13 protein-coding genes are annotated in these 14995 nt (G+C 62.6%); 8 read left to right on the top strand and 5 right to left on the bottom strand.

What is annotated here, in order from left to right:
• Window positions 1-56: 56 nt before the first annotated feature.
• Both AC13QO_RS16720 and AC13QO_RS16715 read left to right on the top strand, forming a co-directional pair.
• Complete coding sequence (locus tag AC13QO_RS16720; RefSeq protein ID WP_488541285.1) at window positions 57-1325, top strand: flavin monoamine oxidase family protein; 1269 nt, start codon at window positions 57-59, stop codon at window positions 1323-1325.
• A 206-nt stretch (window positions 1326-1531) separates the two neighbouring features.
• Complete coding sequence (locus tag AC13QO_RS16715; RefSeq protein ID WP_488541284.1) at window positions 1532-2563, top strand: aldo/keto reductase; 1032 nt, start codon at window positions 1532-1534, stop codon at window positions 2561-2563.
• Between the two features lie 70 nt (window positions 2564-2633).
• Here AC13QO_RS16715 and AC13QO_RS16710 read toward each other — a convergent pair whose 3' ends face one another.
• Entirely contained in the window at window positions 2634-3488 is an 855-nt protein-coding gene (locus AC13QO_RS16710; RefSeq protein WP_085781190.1) for a helix-turn-helix transcriptional regulator, read from the bottom strand.
• A 195-nt stretch (window positions 3489-3683) separates the two neighbouring features.
• Between AC13QO_RS16710 and AC13QO_RS16705 the strand changes: the two genes are divergently transcribed.
• The 5 genes from AC13QO_RS16705 to AC13QO_RS16685 all read left to right on the top strand — a co-directional run bounded on the left by AC13QO_RS16705 (window position 3684) and on the right by AC13QO_RS16685 (window position 8524).
• Complete coding sequence (locus tag AC13QO_RS16705; protein WP_488541283.1) at window positions 3684-4793, top strand: ABC transporter ATP-binding protein; 1110 nt, start codon at window positions 3684-3686, stop codon at window positions 4791-4793.
• Window positions 4794-4830: 37 nt separating this feature from the next.
• Entirely contained in the window at window positions 4831-5991 is a 1161-nt protein-coding gene (locus tag AC13QO_RS16700) for an ABC transporter substrate-binding protein (protein ID WP_085781192.1), read from the top strand.
• A gap of 82 nt (window positions 5992-6073) precedes the next feature.
• Complete coding sequence (locus AC13QO_RS16695) at window positions 6074-6940, top strand: ABC transporter permease (protein ID WP_285195106.1); 867 nt, start codon at window positions 6074-6076, stop codon at window positions 6938-6940.
• Complete coding sequence (locus tag AC13QO_RS16690) at window positions 6940-7749, top strand: ABC transporter permease (protein ID WP_488541282.1); 810 nt, start codon at window positions 6940-6942, stop codon at window positions 7747-7749. Before AC13QO_RS16695 ends, AC13QO_RS16690 begins: the two co-directional genes overlap by 1 nt.
• A gap of 13 nt (window positions 7750-7762) precedes the next feature.
• Window positions 7763-8524: an SDR family NAD(P)-dependent oxidoreductase gene (locus AC13QO_RS16685; RefSeq protein WP_488541281.1), complete on the top strand. Its 762-nt coding sequence runs from the start codon at window positions 7763-7765 to the stop codon at window positions 8522-8524.
• A 130-nt stretch (window positions 8525-8654) separates the two neighbouring features.
• Here AC13QO_RS16685 and AC13QO_RS16680 read toward each other — a convergent pair whose 3' ends face one another.
• Complete coding sequence (locus AC13QO_RS16680; protein ID WP_183702028.1) at window positions 8655-10439, bottom strand: trimethylamine N-oxide permease; 1785 nt, start codon at window positions 10437-10439, stop codon at window positions 8655-8657.
• A gap of 248 nt (window positions 10440-10687) precedes the next feature.
• Here AC13QO_RS16680 and AC13QO_RS16675 point away from each other — a divergent pair, with 248 nt between their 5' ends.
• Window positions 10688-13057 carry a trimethylamine N-oxide demethylase gene (locus AC13QO_RS16675; protein WP_488541280.1) on the top strand — a complete coding sequence of 790 codons (2370 nt, stop codon included), beginning with the start codon at window positions 10688-10690 and terminating at the stop codon, window positions 13055-13057.
• A 59-nt stretch (window positions 13058-13116) separates the two neighbouring features.
• Here the strand turns inward: AC13QO_RS16675 and minE are convergent, their stop codons facing one another.
• The 3 genes from minE to minC are packed head-to-tail and all read right to left on the bottom strand — an operon-like array spanning window position 13117 to window position 14946.
• Window positions 13117-13377, bottom strand: coding sequence for a cell division topological specificity factor MinE (gene minE / locus AC13QO_RS16670; protein ID WP_011428260.1), 261 nt, complete (start codon window positions 13375-13377; stop codon window positions 13117-13119).
• Window positions 13374-14189: a septum site-determining protein MinD gene (minD, locus tag AC13QO_RS16665; protein ID WP_064684611.1), complete on the bottom strand. Its 816-nt coding sequence runs from the start codon at window positions 14187-14189 to the stop codon at window positions 13374-13376. The genes minE and minD overlap by 4 nt, the downstream gene beginning before the upstream one ends.
• A gap of 31 nt (window positions 14190-14220) precedes the next feature.
• Window positions 14221-14946 (bottom strand): septum site-determining protein MinC, encoded by a 726-nt coding sequence (minC, locus tag AC13QO_RS16660; protein WP_285195093.1) that lies wholly within the window; start codon window positions 14944-14946, stop codon window positions 14221-14223.
• Between the last annotated feature and the right edge of the window lie 49 nt (window positions 14947-14995).

Genomic DNA, 14995 nt, shown 5'->3' with positions numbered 1-14995 from the left:
AAGTTTAGCTGAACGCCAGCGGCTGAAGCTGAACGCCAGCGGCTGAAGGAGAAACCATGCCCCGTGACGACATCATGGAGGCCGACGAAGACGTCGTCATCATCGGCGCCGGCGCTGCCGGTATTGCCGCTGCCCGACGCCTGCTGGCAATCCGGCCCGGTCTTACTGTCCTCCTGCTCGAAGCCGCTGACCGCCTCGGTGGCCGGGCCTGGACGGTCGGGCTGCCCGGAACCGGCGATGTGGGTTTCGATCTCGGTTGCGGATGGCTGCACGGGGCGCGGACCAACGCCTGGACGGAGATTGCAGGTGAGATCGGTCTGACGGTCGACCGCTCTCCGGCACCCTGGAACGGCGGGCGGCGGCTCCAGCGGGACGATGCGGAGATCCAGGCGGCGCAGCAGGCGATCGGCGCTTATTTCGAACGCCTCGAAAGCCATGAAGGCATGGATAGCGACCTGGCAGCAGAGCTCCAGCCGGACGGTCGCTGGAACGGCCAGATCCGGGCGATCGGCACTTACATCACCGGCGCAGAATTGGAGCGCTCGTCGATCGCCGACTACAACAGGTATGATCCGGGCGCCGGTCCCGACTGGCGTGTGCGGCAGGGCTACGGAACATTGATCGCGCTTTATGGTGCGCCGCTCCGGACAAGGCTTGGCGTCGAAGCAAGACGAGTCGACCACCGCCATGCCGGCCGTATCAGCATCGAGACGAGCCAGGGATTGATCACCGCCCGGACTGTGCTCGTCACTGTTTCCACGAACGTGCTTGCCGCCGGCAGGATCGCCTTCGATCCTCCCCTGCCCGACAAGATCGAAGCGGCAGCTCGTTTGCCGCTGGGGCTTGCCGACAAGCTCTTCCTCGGCCTCGCCGATCCGGAGGCAATGCCGGCGGATACGCATATGCTCGGCTCGACCAGTCGCGGTGCGACCGGCACCTATCAGCTGCGGCCGTTCGGCGCGCCAGTCGTCGAAGCCTATTTTGCCGGCGATCTCGCGCATGATCTGGAGCGAGCGGGGGCAGAGGCTGCCTTCTCCTTCGCCGCGGACGAGCTGGCGGCACAATTCGGCGCCGACATCCGCAAGCAGCTGTCGATGGCGGCGGTCTCGGCTTGGGCCGCGACGCCTCATATCGGCGGTTCCTATTCCTATGCGGAACCCGGCGCCTCCGATCTGCGCGGGGTCCTCGCCGCACCGCATGACGGGCGGATTTTCTTTGCCGGCGAAGCCTGTTCGCGCGCCCGTTATTCGACGGCACATGGCGCCTATGAGACCGGTGTTGCCGCCGCCGATCTGATCGCTGCTCTGTTTCGGCAAAATCCGTAAACGTTGTCGGAAATATTTTTTCCACTTGTCGCACGGGCGCGATTGGCTATTCTGCTCTCGCCCCGCGCTACCCCAGCCTGGGACGCTGTACCTCATCCGGCGGCAGAGGCCGCTTCAAGCTCGATATTGTCATTGGATTGCGGGGCCCCGGCCTCTACCCCGAGCGTTTGCGCGTCGGCTGCGGGCGTCCGCATGAGGAGGAAGACATGCATTATCGCAAGCTCGGTCCGAGCGGGACCGTCGTCACCGCCTATTGCCTGGGCACCATGACCTTTGGCGCGGAGGCCGACGAAGCGGCCTCGCACAAGCTGCTCGACGATTATTTCGCCTGGGGCGGCAATTTCATCGACACCGCCGACGTCTACAGTGCCGGCAAGTCGGAAGAGATCATCGGCCGCTGGCTGAAGGCGCGCCCGACCGAGGCCCGCCAGGCGATCGTCGCCACCAAGGGGCGTTTTCCGATGGGCAACGGACCCAACGATATCGGCCTGTCGCGCCGGCATCTCGGCCAGGCGCTCGACGACTCGCTGCGCCGCCTCGGCCTCGAGCAGATCGACCTCTACCAGATGCATGCCTGGGACGCGCTGACGCCGATCGAAGAGACGCTGCGCTTCCTCGACGATGCGGTTTCATCAGGCAAGATCGGCTATTACGGCTTCTCCAATTATGTCGGCTGGCATATCGCCAAGGCTTCAGAGATCGCCAAGGCGCGCGGTTATACCCGTCCGGTGACGCTGCAGCCGCAATACAGCCTGTTGGCACGCGACATCGAGCTCGAAATCGTCGCGGCCTGCCAGGATGCCGGCATGGGTCTCTTGCCGTGGTCGCCGCTCGGCGGCGGCTGGCTCACCGGCAAGTACAAGCGGGACGAGATGCCGACCGGCGCTACCCGCCTTGGCGAGAACCCCAATCGCGGCAGCGAATCATATGCGCCGCGCAACGCTCAGGAACGCACCTGGGCGATCATCGGCGCGGTCGAGGAGATCGCCAGAGCCCGCGGCGTCAGCATGGCGCAGGTGGCGCTCGCCTGGACGGCGGCGCAGCCGGCCGTGACCTCGGTCATCCTCGGCGCCCGCACCCCCGAACAACTCGCCGACAATCTCGGCGCGATGAAGGTCGAACTCTCCAAGGAGGAGATGGCGAAGCTCAACGAGGTCAGCGCCCCGCAGCCTCTGGACTATCCCTACGGCAAGGGCGGCATCAACCAGCGCCACCGCAAGATCGAAGGCGGCCGCTGAGCCCTCCGGCCGCAACTGAACGAAGCCTGTCTGCTTCGTGCCGAAGTGGACAGGCCGTCCGGGTCGAGGCTTATCGACTCGTGCTTTGGGCTGCTGGTCGGTCGCCCGTGCTGCCGATTGTCTTCAGGTAGATCGATAAAAGCTGCGTCTGCGAGGAGATGCCGAGCTTGCGGTAGACGTTGCGGCGATGGACCTTCACCGTGCCCGTCGAGATGTTGAGCCTGAGGCCGATCGATTCCGAGGAATGTCCCTGCAATACCAGATCGACGATCGCGGTTTCGCGGCTCGTCAACTTGAGGTCGCGCCAGACAGTGTCGGCCGGCTGCAGCGCCTGTGCCGCCGCACCGCTTTTCCTCCCCTTTCGCAAGCCGGCATCGCGTTGCGCGTCGAAGCGGGCGCCGAGCCGCGGCCAGAAATGCCGGACAAGGCTCGCCACCAAAGGTTCGGCCTTTTTCAGAAGCGCGAATTCAGCCGGCGGAAACGGGCCGGTCTTTTCCCGACGCATCAGCGACAGCACGACGGTGATATCGTCGTCGAGTGTCACGAAGAAGCCGATCTCCTCGGCAAGTCCCGTCTGGACATAATAGCTCCGGTAATATTCGCTGGAGAAGAAGCGGTCGGGCGCCAGCTCGCGCATGCGGAAGACGCCCGGGCGGCGCGCGCGGGCAGTATGGTAAAATGGATCGAGCAGGTACGGACCAACCTGATAGAGGGTGACGAAAACGACGTTTTCCTCTGGATCGAAGGTGCTGTAGAGATCAATCGGCCGTTCCTTGCCGCGATAGGCAAAAACCACGACATAATCGAAGCGCACCAGCGCCGCCATCATCCGGCGGAACGTCTCACCAAACTCCGCATCCGCCATGGCGGGCTTTCCGACGGTGACGTCGAAAGCCTGAAACAGCGCCTCGAGATCGATGCTCATCGATAGCCTCTCTCCAAACCGTCTCAGCAGGAATACGCTAAGTTTCATATACACCTTCCACGAAGAGATGTAAGGCAGAATACCTCTTTCGGGGTATATACCGCGCCGACGGCCCTGGCTTACTGTTTCCCCAACGACGGTGGCAAAAAGGCAGCGCTAGACTGCCCATACCAACCAACCGCAGGGAACAGACGCGTGGCATCCGCTTCGACGAACGATATCGAATTCCGTTCGGTCACCAAGAATTATGGCGCGGTGACCGCCGTGACCGACATAAATCTGAATGTACCGAAGGGGGCTTTTCTCGCTCTGCTCGGCCCTTCCGGCTGCGGCAAGACCACGTGTCTGCGCATGATCGGCGGCTTTGAGCAGCCGAGCGAGGGCGCCGTGCTGATCGACGGGCGGGAGATGAACGGCGTTCCGGCCTATCGTCGCCCCGTCAACATGGTCTTCCAGCATTATGCCCTGTTTCCGCATTTCAACGTGGAACAGAACGTCGCCTATGGCTTGCGGCAGATGCGGCCAAGGATTGCGGCGGCCGAGATCAATCGCCGCGCGGCAGAAGCGCTCGAGATGGTGCGGCTTGGCGGTTTCGCCAAGCGGCGCATCCACGAGATGTCCGGCGGCCAGCAGCAGCGGGTGGCCTTGGCGCGCGCGATCGTCAACCGGCCTTCGGTGCTGCTGCTTGACGAGCCGCTGGCCGCGCTCGACAAGAAGCTGCGCTCGGCCATGCAGATCGAATTGCAGACGTTGCAGCGCGAACTCGGCATCACCTTCGTGCTCGTCACCCACGATCAGGAAGAAGCGCTGTCGATGGCGGACGTCGTCTGCGTCATGAGCGCTGGGCGCATTCGTCAGCTCGGTACGCCGCAAGAGGTCTACGACCGCCCGGCCGATCTTTTCGTCGCCGATTTCGTCGGCAAGACCAACCGGATCGGTGCGACGATGGAAACCGGTGGCACGACGCTGCGCCTTGGCGACGGTTCGGCGCTTGCAGCCATTGCCCGCCCTGGCCTTGCGACGGGCGACGTGATCGTTGCGATCCGTCCCGAGGCGATCCGGCTGACGCGGGCTGCGGTCGGCAGCACGTCCTTTGCCGGCACGGTCACGCACCGCATCTTCCTCGGCTCCTCGGCCGAATATGCCGTCACTGTTCCGGGTCTCGGCGATTTCCTCGTCACCGCCGACCGGCGCAGCATGAATGAGAGCGATCTGGTCGAGCCAGGTGAAGCGGTTTTCCTCGGCTTCGATCCCGATATGGCCCACGTTTTTCCAGGCGAGATTTCTTCACCCCAAGTTTCATAAGCATCGAATGCATAAACCAGAACAAGGGAACAGCATCATGAGCAAGGACTACAAGGATCATCTGCCTATTACGCCTGAAGGCTTCATGGACGAGTTCATGCGCCTGAAGCGCGGCTCCGTCAGCCGCCGCCACTTCCTCGGCGTCACCGGCCTCGGGCTTGCGACCGCCGTGCTGTCGCGTTTCCCCGGTGCCCTGTCGACGCCCGCCTACGCCGAGGACCTCGGTACCCAGATGTCGATCGCCACCTGGCCGAACTACCATGACCCTGCGACATTCGAGAATTTCAAGGCGGCGACCGGCGTTGCCGTGGAGGTCAACGTCTTCGGCTCCAATGAGGAAATGCTGGCCAAGCTCCAGGCGGGCGCCTCCGGGTGGTCACTCTTCGTGCCGACCAACTACACGATCTCCACCTACCACAAGCTCGGCCTGATCGACGAACTCGATCTCTCCAAGATCCCGAATTTCAGCCAAGCGACGGAAAATCCGCGCTTCACCAAGGAAGGCATGATCGACGGCAAGACCTATGCCGTGCCGAAGAACTGGGGTACGACGGGGTTCTCGGTCAATACCGCGAAGATCAAGACCAAGCTTTCGAGCTGGAAGGACTTCTTTGACATCGCCCAGACGGAAGCCGACGGCCGCGCCATGGTGCACGACTATCAGCTGACGACGATCGGCAGCGCGCTGGTGTCGCTCGGCTACGATTTCAATTCGATCAAGGCGGACGAACTCGCCAAGGCCGAGGAACTGCTGATTAAAGTCAAACCGCACCTTTTCGCCATCAACAGCGACTACCAACCGGCCATGCGCGCCACCGACGCCTGGCTCACCATGTGCTGGACCAATGACGGGGCGCAGCTCAACCGAGATGTTCCCGAGATCGCCTATGTGCTTGGCACCGACGGCGGCGAGATCTGGACCGACTATTACGCAATCCCGAAGGACGCGCCGAACAAGGCGGCGGGTTACGCGCTGCTCAACTACCTCATGGATCCGGCCAATGCCGTCAAGGAGCACGTCGCCAATGGCGCACCGACGACCGACAGCCGGGTCATCGCGCTGCTGCCGAAGGAGATCACGGCGAACAAGATCGTCTATCCGGACGAGGCTTCATTGACGCCGCTGGAATTCGGCGCGGCGGTGACATTGACCGATCCCGGCCGGGCGGAGCTGATGGCGCGTTTCAAGTCGGCTTGATCGCCGTTCCAAACTCCGGCCCCGCCGCCTTGGCGCGAGGGGCCGGTCTCGTGCCTAGAATCGTCGGATAAAGAACCTTTCGATGCCTTTTGCTCCTGACACCAATCGGCGCCTTGTCACCGCGGCTCTTGTCGGTCCCGCCAGCATCTGGCTGTTCGTGTTCCTGGTGCTGCCCTTCATCGCCATCATCGTCTTTGCCTTCGGCGAGCGGGCGCCCGAAGGTGGTTATCAGGCGGCTTTTACCTTTGCGCAGTTTGCCAATCTTGGGTCGCGCGCCGCAGCCTTCAAGAACACGCTGATCCTTGCGCCGATCGGCGCCTTCGCCTGCCTGCTCGTCGCCTATCCGGTTGCTTATTACCTGGCCGTCAAGGCGAGCGCCAAATACCGGCTGCTGCTGGTCTCCCTCGTCGTCGTGCCCTTCTGGACGAGCCTTCTCGTGCGCACCTACGCCTGGATGTACATCTTGGGCGCCCGCGGCATTCCGCATCTCCTGGAGATGGTCGGCATCGAAAATGTCAGGCTGCTGAACACACCGGGCGCCGTGCTGCTCGGCATCGTCTACGGCTACCTGCCGCTGATGATCATGCCGATCTATGTGAGCCTCGAAAAGCTCGACCGCCGCCTTCTGGAGGCCTCCGCCGATCTCGGCGCGCGGCCGCTTTCGACCTTTTTCGGCATCACGCTGCCGCTGTCGCTTCCCGGCGTGATGACCGGCATCGCCCTCGTTACCATCCTGCTGCTCGGCGAATATCTGATCCCGCAGTTGCTTGGCGGCGGCAAAGTCTTCTTCATCGGCAATGCGCTGGTCGATCTCTTCCTGCAGTCGCGCAACTGGCCGTTCGGCTCTGCGATCGCCGTCACTCTCGTCGTTGTCGTCGTCATCGTGCTGTTGATTGCCATGCGCATCGCCTGGCGCGTTGCCGGTACGCGCCAAGTGGATCTCGTCTGATGCGCGCGCTGGTCACCGCAGTCTACCTGTTCCTCTATACGCCGATCGCGCTTGTCGTGCTGTTCTCCTTTAATGCCGGCCGCAATGCCAGCGATTTCACCGGCTTCTCGACGCAATGGTATGGCAAGGCGCTTGCCAACACCTTCCTGATGGAAGCGCTGCAGAACAGCCTGGCCATCGCCTTTACCAGTGCCGGGCTGGCGGCCATTTTCGGCACAATGGCGGCGATCGGCATGGAGCGGCTCGGCGCCCGGGCGCGAGCGGTCTTCGACGGGCTGTTCGCTGCGGCGATCGTCGTTCCCGGCGTCGTTATCGGCATTGCGACGCTGGTGGCGCTGGTCGAGGTCTTCGGCTTCGTCAATCCGCTGATTGCCGCCGTCTGGCCAGGCGAACAGGCGCCGAAGCTATCACTCGGCTATGGCTCGATCATCGCCGCCCACGGCCTCTTCACCATGGCGCTGGTGACAATGATCGTCAAAGCACGCATCGCCAGCCTCGGCCGTGACATCGTCGAAGCGTCGAGCGATCTCTACGCCACGCCATTGACCTCTTTTCGCCAGATTGTGCTGCCTCAGATCCTGCCGTCAATCCTGGCCGGTTTTCTGCTCGCCTTCACCTTCTCCTTTGACGACTTCATCATCGCCTTTTTCGTCGCAGGCTCGAACACGACACTGCCGATTTATGTCTTCGCCTCGATCCGTCGTGGCGTGACGCCGGAGATCAACGCCATCGCCACGATGGTGCTTGTCGCATCGCTGGGACTAATCCTCATCGCGCGCTTTCTGATGCGCGAGAAAACAACAAACTGAACGGGAAACACCAATGATTCTTGAAAATCGCGTCGCGATCGTCACCGGAGCGGGCTCGGGCATCGGCCAGGCCGGCGCGCAGATCATGGCAGGAGAAGGTGCTTTCGTCGTCGTGGCCGACCTAAATGCCGCCAGTGCCGCCGAAACCGTCGGCCGGATTGAGGCCGCCGGCGGCAGGGCTGAGTGCCTTGTTCTCGACGTCACCGACGACACGGCACTCGAAGCCGGCATCGCTGCGGTCGCCGAACGTCACGGCCGGATAGACATCCTCCACAATCACGCCGGCGCACAGGTGGCGGGCGATCTGGAGCAGGTCGCTGTCGAGGGTTTCGACAGGTCCTGGACCCTGAATGTCCGAGCGCATTTCATGGCGGCTCGCTTCGTCATGCCGCTGATGAAGAAGGCGGGCCGCGGCGTCATCCTCAACACCTCTTCCTCGTCGGGCGTACTCTACGATCGCGAGATGATTGCCTATACGACGACGAAACATGCGGTCATCGCGATGACCCGGCAGATGGCCGGCGACTACGCCAGGTTCGGCATCCGCGTCAACGCGCTCTGCCCGGGCTGGGTGGATACGCCGTTCAACGAACCCTTCATCGCCCAGATGGGCGGCCGCGGCGCGATCGAGGCCTATGTCGCTGAGAAGGTGCCGCTCGGACGCTGGGCTGATGTCTCCGAAATCGCCGAGCCCATTCTCTTCCTGGTCTCGGACCGCTCGTCCTACATGACCGGGCAGATTCTCGTCGTCGACGGCGGCGAGACCATTGTCTGACGGTGGTGGAATGGGTTTGCCCCTAGGTCGGATCTGCTGACCCTCATCGGATCAAATCAAAGAATCAGCGCATGAAAAAGCCGCCATGTTTCCATGGCGGCTTGGCGGCTTTTCTGCTTGGGAGGCGATTTTAAGCCGGAAGCTGAAAGAACCAGTTGGCGAAAAGGACGATTGCCAGGCCGCCGACAAGTGCGAGATAGGGCAGCATGCCGGCTTTCTTGACGCCGAGATCCTGGCCGATGAGGCCGAGATCCTCCATCGCGCCTGCCGGGAACTTGCCGCCGTCGCGGACATAGTGGCGATAGGCGAAGACCGGCAGGATCAGGGCGGCGAAGATGAAGCCAACCCAGAGCGCATTGGAGTAACCCCAGACCTTGGCGCCGGCGCCGAGGAAGAGCGCGTTGACAAAGGCGAGCACGGTGTTGAGGCCGATCAGCCAGCTCGGCGCCTTCCAGGGGCGTTCGATATGGCCGGAATCTATCCGGTGGATCCAGCCGGAATTGAGGTTCAGGAAATTGAAGATGATGTAGCCGACATTCGAGACGGCAAGCACGAAGAAATAGCCGCCGGCATCCGAAGCGATCGCCAGAAGGAAGAGGTTGAAGGCGAAGTCGGTCCACATGGCCCGCGTCGGGGCGCCGTGCTCGTTGGCATGGTCGAGATATTTCGGCAGCCAGCCATCCTTCGAACCCTGGTAGAGCGTGCGCGACGAGCCGGCCATCGCCGTCATGATGGCGAGGAAGAGCGCCAGGATCATCAATACGACGAGCAGCTGGGTGATCACCCGGCCGGCGCCGATCAGGCCGCCGAGCGCTTCGGCAACGCCCGTGCCGTCGACGATGCCCGGGGCGAGCATACCGGCATGGCCGAGAACGCCCTGGAAGGCGAATGGCACCAGGAAGAAGAACAGGCAGCAGGCCAGGCCGGAATAGAAGATCGCCTTGAAGGTATCGGTCTTCGGGTTCTTCAGTTCCCGGGTGTAGCAGACGGCCGTCTCGAAGCCGTAGGTCGACCAGGCGGCGATGTAGAGACCGCCGAGGAAGAGCGTCCAGCCGCCGTTGCTCCAGGTGCCGTCGGAGGCAGTATAGGCGGCCGTCGGCGGCAAGAGGCCGGTGACGTTGGCGGCGACGACCTGGCCGCTGATGATCGGGTAGAGGCCGATGATCAGCAGCGGCACCAGCACGATGATCGCCAGCCACTTCTGCACGCTTGCGGTTTCCGAGATGCCGCGATGCTGGATCGCGAAGATGATCAGCATCAGGATGCCGCCGATGAAGAAGGTGGCGTTGATGTTGGCAGTGGCGAGGTATGGAATGCTGAAGCTTGCGAGCGACCAGCTGCGGATCGCCGGCGTCAGAGCGGCGACGCCGTCGGCGCCGAGCAGCGCCTTGACGGCATCATCAGGCGTCGTGCCGGCATGGGCCGCAATATATTCGGCGACGCGGGGGCTGTCGGCCGCAACGGAAGCGGCATGCGCGGCGATCCAGTCGAGGACCATTTGCGAATCGGCTGCCGGAATCGGGAAAAATGCATTGAGGATGTAGCCGGCGGCGATGGCGCAGCCGAGCGAAAGCACCGGCGACCAGGCAAACCAGTTGCACCAGACCGACAGCGGCGCAATGAATTTTGAATAGCGCAGCCAGGCGGTGGCGCCGTAGACGGAGGCTCCGCCGGATTTGTTGCCGAACATGCCGGCGATCTCGGCATAGGTGAAGGATTGCAGGAAACCCATCACCATCGAGATGATCCAGACGACGAAGGCGAGCTTGCCCGTCGTGCCTGCGATGCCGCCGATGGAGAAGAGAACGAGCGGCGGCACGCCGGCAGCCACCCAGAATGCGCCCTTCCAGTCGAGCGCGCGTATAAGCTTACCTTCGGTGCCGGATGCAATTCCGGCCTCCACAATATCTGTCATCGTTGAAATTCCCCATTCGATTGTTCCGGACGTATCTCTGTACGTCTCCCTGAACGTGTCTCCCTGACCGTCTCAAGCCCGCTCGGATGATTTTGGTGATCCGCGCTCCCGACGGATTCTCCGAGTCTGAACTCTTGATACATAGTGAAGATATTTTCTTTTTAGTCAACATCACTTTACTTTCCACAGGCATTTTGTAACCTGTATGGGTGTATGCCGAAGGGCATGCCGATCCCCATGAGGGTAGAATGCGAGAACTCCATCCTATTATGCCAAGCCCTCGAACGGTCGTTCCGAGCCTCGTCCATTATCCCGGTATTCCAGCCCTGCCGGAGGGCGCTGAACGCTACCGGGCAAAGGGTGGCGGATCGGTGGTCGTGCGCGTGGAGGCGGGCGACCGCGTGAGCGTCATCGACAGCGAAGGCGGGCAGATCTGCGAACTCTCCTTCCTTGACGAAAAAGGTCGCTTCCAGGCAGCCGGTCTCGGAACGCCATTCAGCAATTCAGCCGAGGGTTTGAAGGCCATTCTTCAGGCGGAGGATGAGAGTGCTGCCCGCACGCGCGCGGCACTTCAACGGCGCGGGGCCGATCTCGCAGCCGCCGGAGCGCTCCGCATCTTCGGAGCAGGATCGACCCCGGGCAGCCCGGCAGAGTTCACGATTGCCATGAAGGGTCTGCTGATCGTTGCGGCACCCGCCAGCGCCATGTCGCCAGAGGCGCAGGATACGGCGACGCCGATTGAGATCCGGATCAAGCGCAGCCTGCTCATTCGCGACTATGCCTCCGCCCTGCCGGAACCGGCGGCCGATCCGATCGAGGACATCCGCATCCGGGCGGCAAGCGCAGCCGCTTATTTCGTGCGCGCCGGCGAATTCATTCAGATCATCGACGTCTATGGGCGCCAGTGTACCGATTTCCAGGCCTTTGCCGCCCGCAAGGTCGACAAGGGGCTCGATCTTGCGCTCGATTCGACCGTCACCCGCACCCTGCTCGGCCGCAGCTATCCCACGCCCGGCCTGCCGTCCAAGGCCTTCGACCGTGACTTCGAGCCGCTGGTCGAGGTCGTCCAGGATACCGTCGGCCGCCACGACGCTTTCGCGACCGCCTGCAATTCGCGCTATTACGACGACATGGGTTATCCCGGCCACGTCAACTGCACGGACAACTTCAACGCGGCGCTGGCGCCTTACGGCATCGCCGGGCGCAAGGGCTGGGAAGCGCTGAACTATTTCTACAACACCAATATCGATCACAACAACCAGCTCTATCTCGACGAGCCCTGGTCGCGTCCCGGCGATTACGTGCTGATGCGGGCGCTGACCGATCTCGTCTGCGTCTCATCGTCCTGCCCTGACGATATCGATGCGGCGAACGGCTGGGATCCGACGGATATCCACGTCCGTACCTTTTCCGGAAAAGAGAAATTCTCACGAGCGGTAGCCTATCGCATGACCCCAGATGCCGAAGCCGAACTGACGCGCGAAACAGCCTTCCACCCACGCCTCTCGGCATTGACGCGAGATTTTACGGAATATCGCGGCTACTGGTTGCCGAACCGCTTCTCGTCCGAAGGTCCGGTCGAGGAATACTGGGCCTGCCGCGAGCGCGCCGCCGTCATCGATCTCTCGCCCTTGCGGAAGTTCGAAGTGACGGGCCCGGACGCCGAGGAACTGCTGCAATACTGCCTGACGCGCGATGTTCGCAAACTCTCGACCGGCCAGGTCGTCTATTCCGCGATGTGCTACGAAAATGGCGGCATGATCGATGACGGCACGCTCTTCAGGCTCGGCGACAAGAACTTCCGCTGGATCGGCGGCGATGATTTCAGCGGCATATGGCTGCGTCAGCAAGCCGAGAAGAAGGGCTTCAAGGCCTGGGTTCGATCATCGACCGACCAATTGCACAATATCGCGCTGCAAGGCCCGAGGAGTCGCGATATCCTGAAGGAGATCATCTGGACGGCGCCGCGCCAGCCTTCGATCGGCGAGCTCGAATGGTTCCGCTTCGCGGTCGGCCGCATCGGCGGCTTCGAGGGCGCCCCGGTCGTGGTCTCGCGCACCGGCTATACCGGCGAACTCGGCTACGAGATCTTTTGTCATCCGAAGGATGCGCTGACGGTGTTCGACGCCGTCTGGGAGGCAGGCCAACCGCACGGGCTGAAGCCGATGGGGCTGGAAGCGCTCGACATGGTCCGCATCGAGGCGGGCCTGATATTTGCCCACCACGAATTCACCGACCAGACGGACCCCTTCGAAGCCGGCATCGGTTTCACCGTGCCGCTGAAATCCAAGCAGGACGATTTCATCGGCCGCGAAGCGCTGATCCGGCGCAAGGAGCATCCGCGCCATATGCTCGTTGGCCTTGATATCAAGGCCAACGAGGCGGTCGGCCATGGTGACTGCATCCATATCGGCCGGGCCCAGATCGGCGTCGTCACCAGCGCCACGCGCTCGCCTGTTCTCGGCAAGACGATCGCGCTCGCCCGTATCGACGTGATGCATGCAAGCCCGGGCACCGAGGTCGAGATCGGCAAGCTCGACGGCCACCAGAAGCGCCTGCCGGCGACGATCGTGCCGCTTTCGCATTACGATCCGCAGAAGGCGCGCCCGCGATCGTAACCCACTTCGTGTTCAGGAGACGACGATCGGTTCCGTCCGTCGTCTCCCGGATCTTGCCCTCAAGCGGCCTGTACGGCTGCGTTCAGCGGGATTTCCACGTCGATCTCAAGAGTGGAGACAAACTCGTTGCGGTCGATCGTCACCTGCACCTTGTCGTGGTCGAGCTCGACATGCTTTGCGATTACCGCAAGGATTTCCTCGCGCAGCAGCGAAACAAGGTCCGATCCTGCCGATGAGCGTTCGTGTGCAAGGAGCACCTGCAAGCGTTCGCGGGCGGCGGGTGCCGTTCTCTGCTTGTTGAATAGACGGAAAATGTTCATGCTGCCCTCCGTCCGAAGATCTTGCCGAAAAGATTGCGCTTTTCCTCGGGGATCGTGATCGGCAAGGTTTCGCCGGCGAGCCGGCGAGCCGCATCGAAATATGCCATCGCAGCCGCGCTGCGGCTTTCCGCCAGCGTCACCGGCGCGCCTATGTTGGACGCACGCAGGACGTCCATGCTCTCCGGCACGATGCCGAGGAGCGGGATGGAGAGGATCTCCAGGACGTCGTCGACCTTCAGCATGTCACCGCGTTCGGCGCGGTTGGCGTCGTAACGGGTGAGCAGCAGGTGCTTTTCCATCCGCTCGCCGCGTTCGGCCTTGGCGGTCTTGGCATCGAGCAGGCCAATGATCCGGTCGGAGTCGCGCACCGACGAGACTTCCGGATTGGTGACGACGACGGCTACGTCGGCATGGCGCATGGCAAGTGTCGCGCCACGCTCGATCCCGGCGGGGCTGTCGCAGATGATCCAGTCGAAGTAGCGCTTCAGATCGTTGATGACGCGCTCGACGCCCTCGGCTGTCAGATTGTCCTTGTCCCGGGTTTGGGAGGCCGGCAGCAGGAACAGCGTCTCCAACCGCTTGTCGCGGATCAGCGCCTGGGTGAGCTTGGCGTCGCCCTGGATGACGTTGATCAGGTCGTAGACGACCCTGCGTTCGGCGCCCATCACGAGGTCGAGATTGCGCAAGCCGACGTCGAAATCGACGACGACGACCTTTTCATTGCGTTGCGCCAGCGCCGCTCCCAATGCGGCGGTCGAGGTCGTCTTTCCGACCCCGCCCTTGCCTGACGTGACGACGATCACTTTCCCCATTTCTCTCTCCTTTGCCGTGGCCGCAGCCGAGTCAGATCAGTTTTTCCGCCATGATCGCGTCCTCTTCGAGCCAGAGCTGAACAGCCTGTCCACGAAGATTGGGGGCCATGTCTTCCGCCATTTTGTAGATGCCGTCGATTGCGACGAGCTCAGCCTCGAGCTTGCGACAAAAGATCCGCGCCGATGCGTTTCCGATGGAGCCCGCCATGGCTCGGCCGCGCAACGCGCCGTAGATATGGACGGAGCCGCCGGCGATCACCTCGGCGCCCGAGGCGACTGAGCCGACGATGGTGACGTCGCCTTCCGGGAAGATCACCGACTGCCCCGAGCGTACCGGTTCCCTGATGACGATGGATTGCGTTGTCGTTACGGGGCGGGTCTCGGTCGCTGCCGGCTTGGTCGCCGAATCGGCAGGCTCGTTCGGCTGAACCTCGATGTCGGAGGCGGAGCGGCCGCCTTTCAGCGCCGGAGGCATGCCCGCGCCCAGAATCGACGGCCGAGCGCCCTCGATACCCATGATGCTGACATTGCGCTTGGCAAGTTCGGCGATGAGGTCCTTCAGCTGCGGCCGGTCGATTTGCAGGTCCGTCAAATCGAGCACGACAGGCCGTCCGAGGAAGAAGCCGGCCGAACGGGCAGCCAGATCGTCCAGCCTGGCCAGCCAATCATCGATCGGCAGATCTGGGGAGAGCATGACCGCCAGGAAAGAGCGGCCCTTGATGCGGATAGAGCGAGCGTCTGTTAGCACTTTGGTCATCTATGTGAAGAAATCGTTGACCATGTCTACCGCCGGTATGGTTAACAAA

Source organism: Rhizobium sp. CNPSo 3670, from assembly GCF_057784555.1.
Note: the sequence above shows the minus strand (reverse complement) of the source record. Positions and strands in the feature narration are given on the sequence as shown.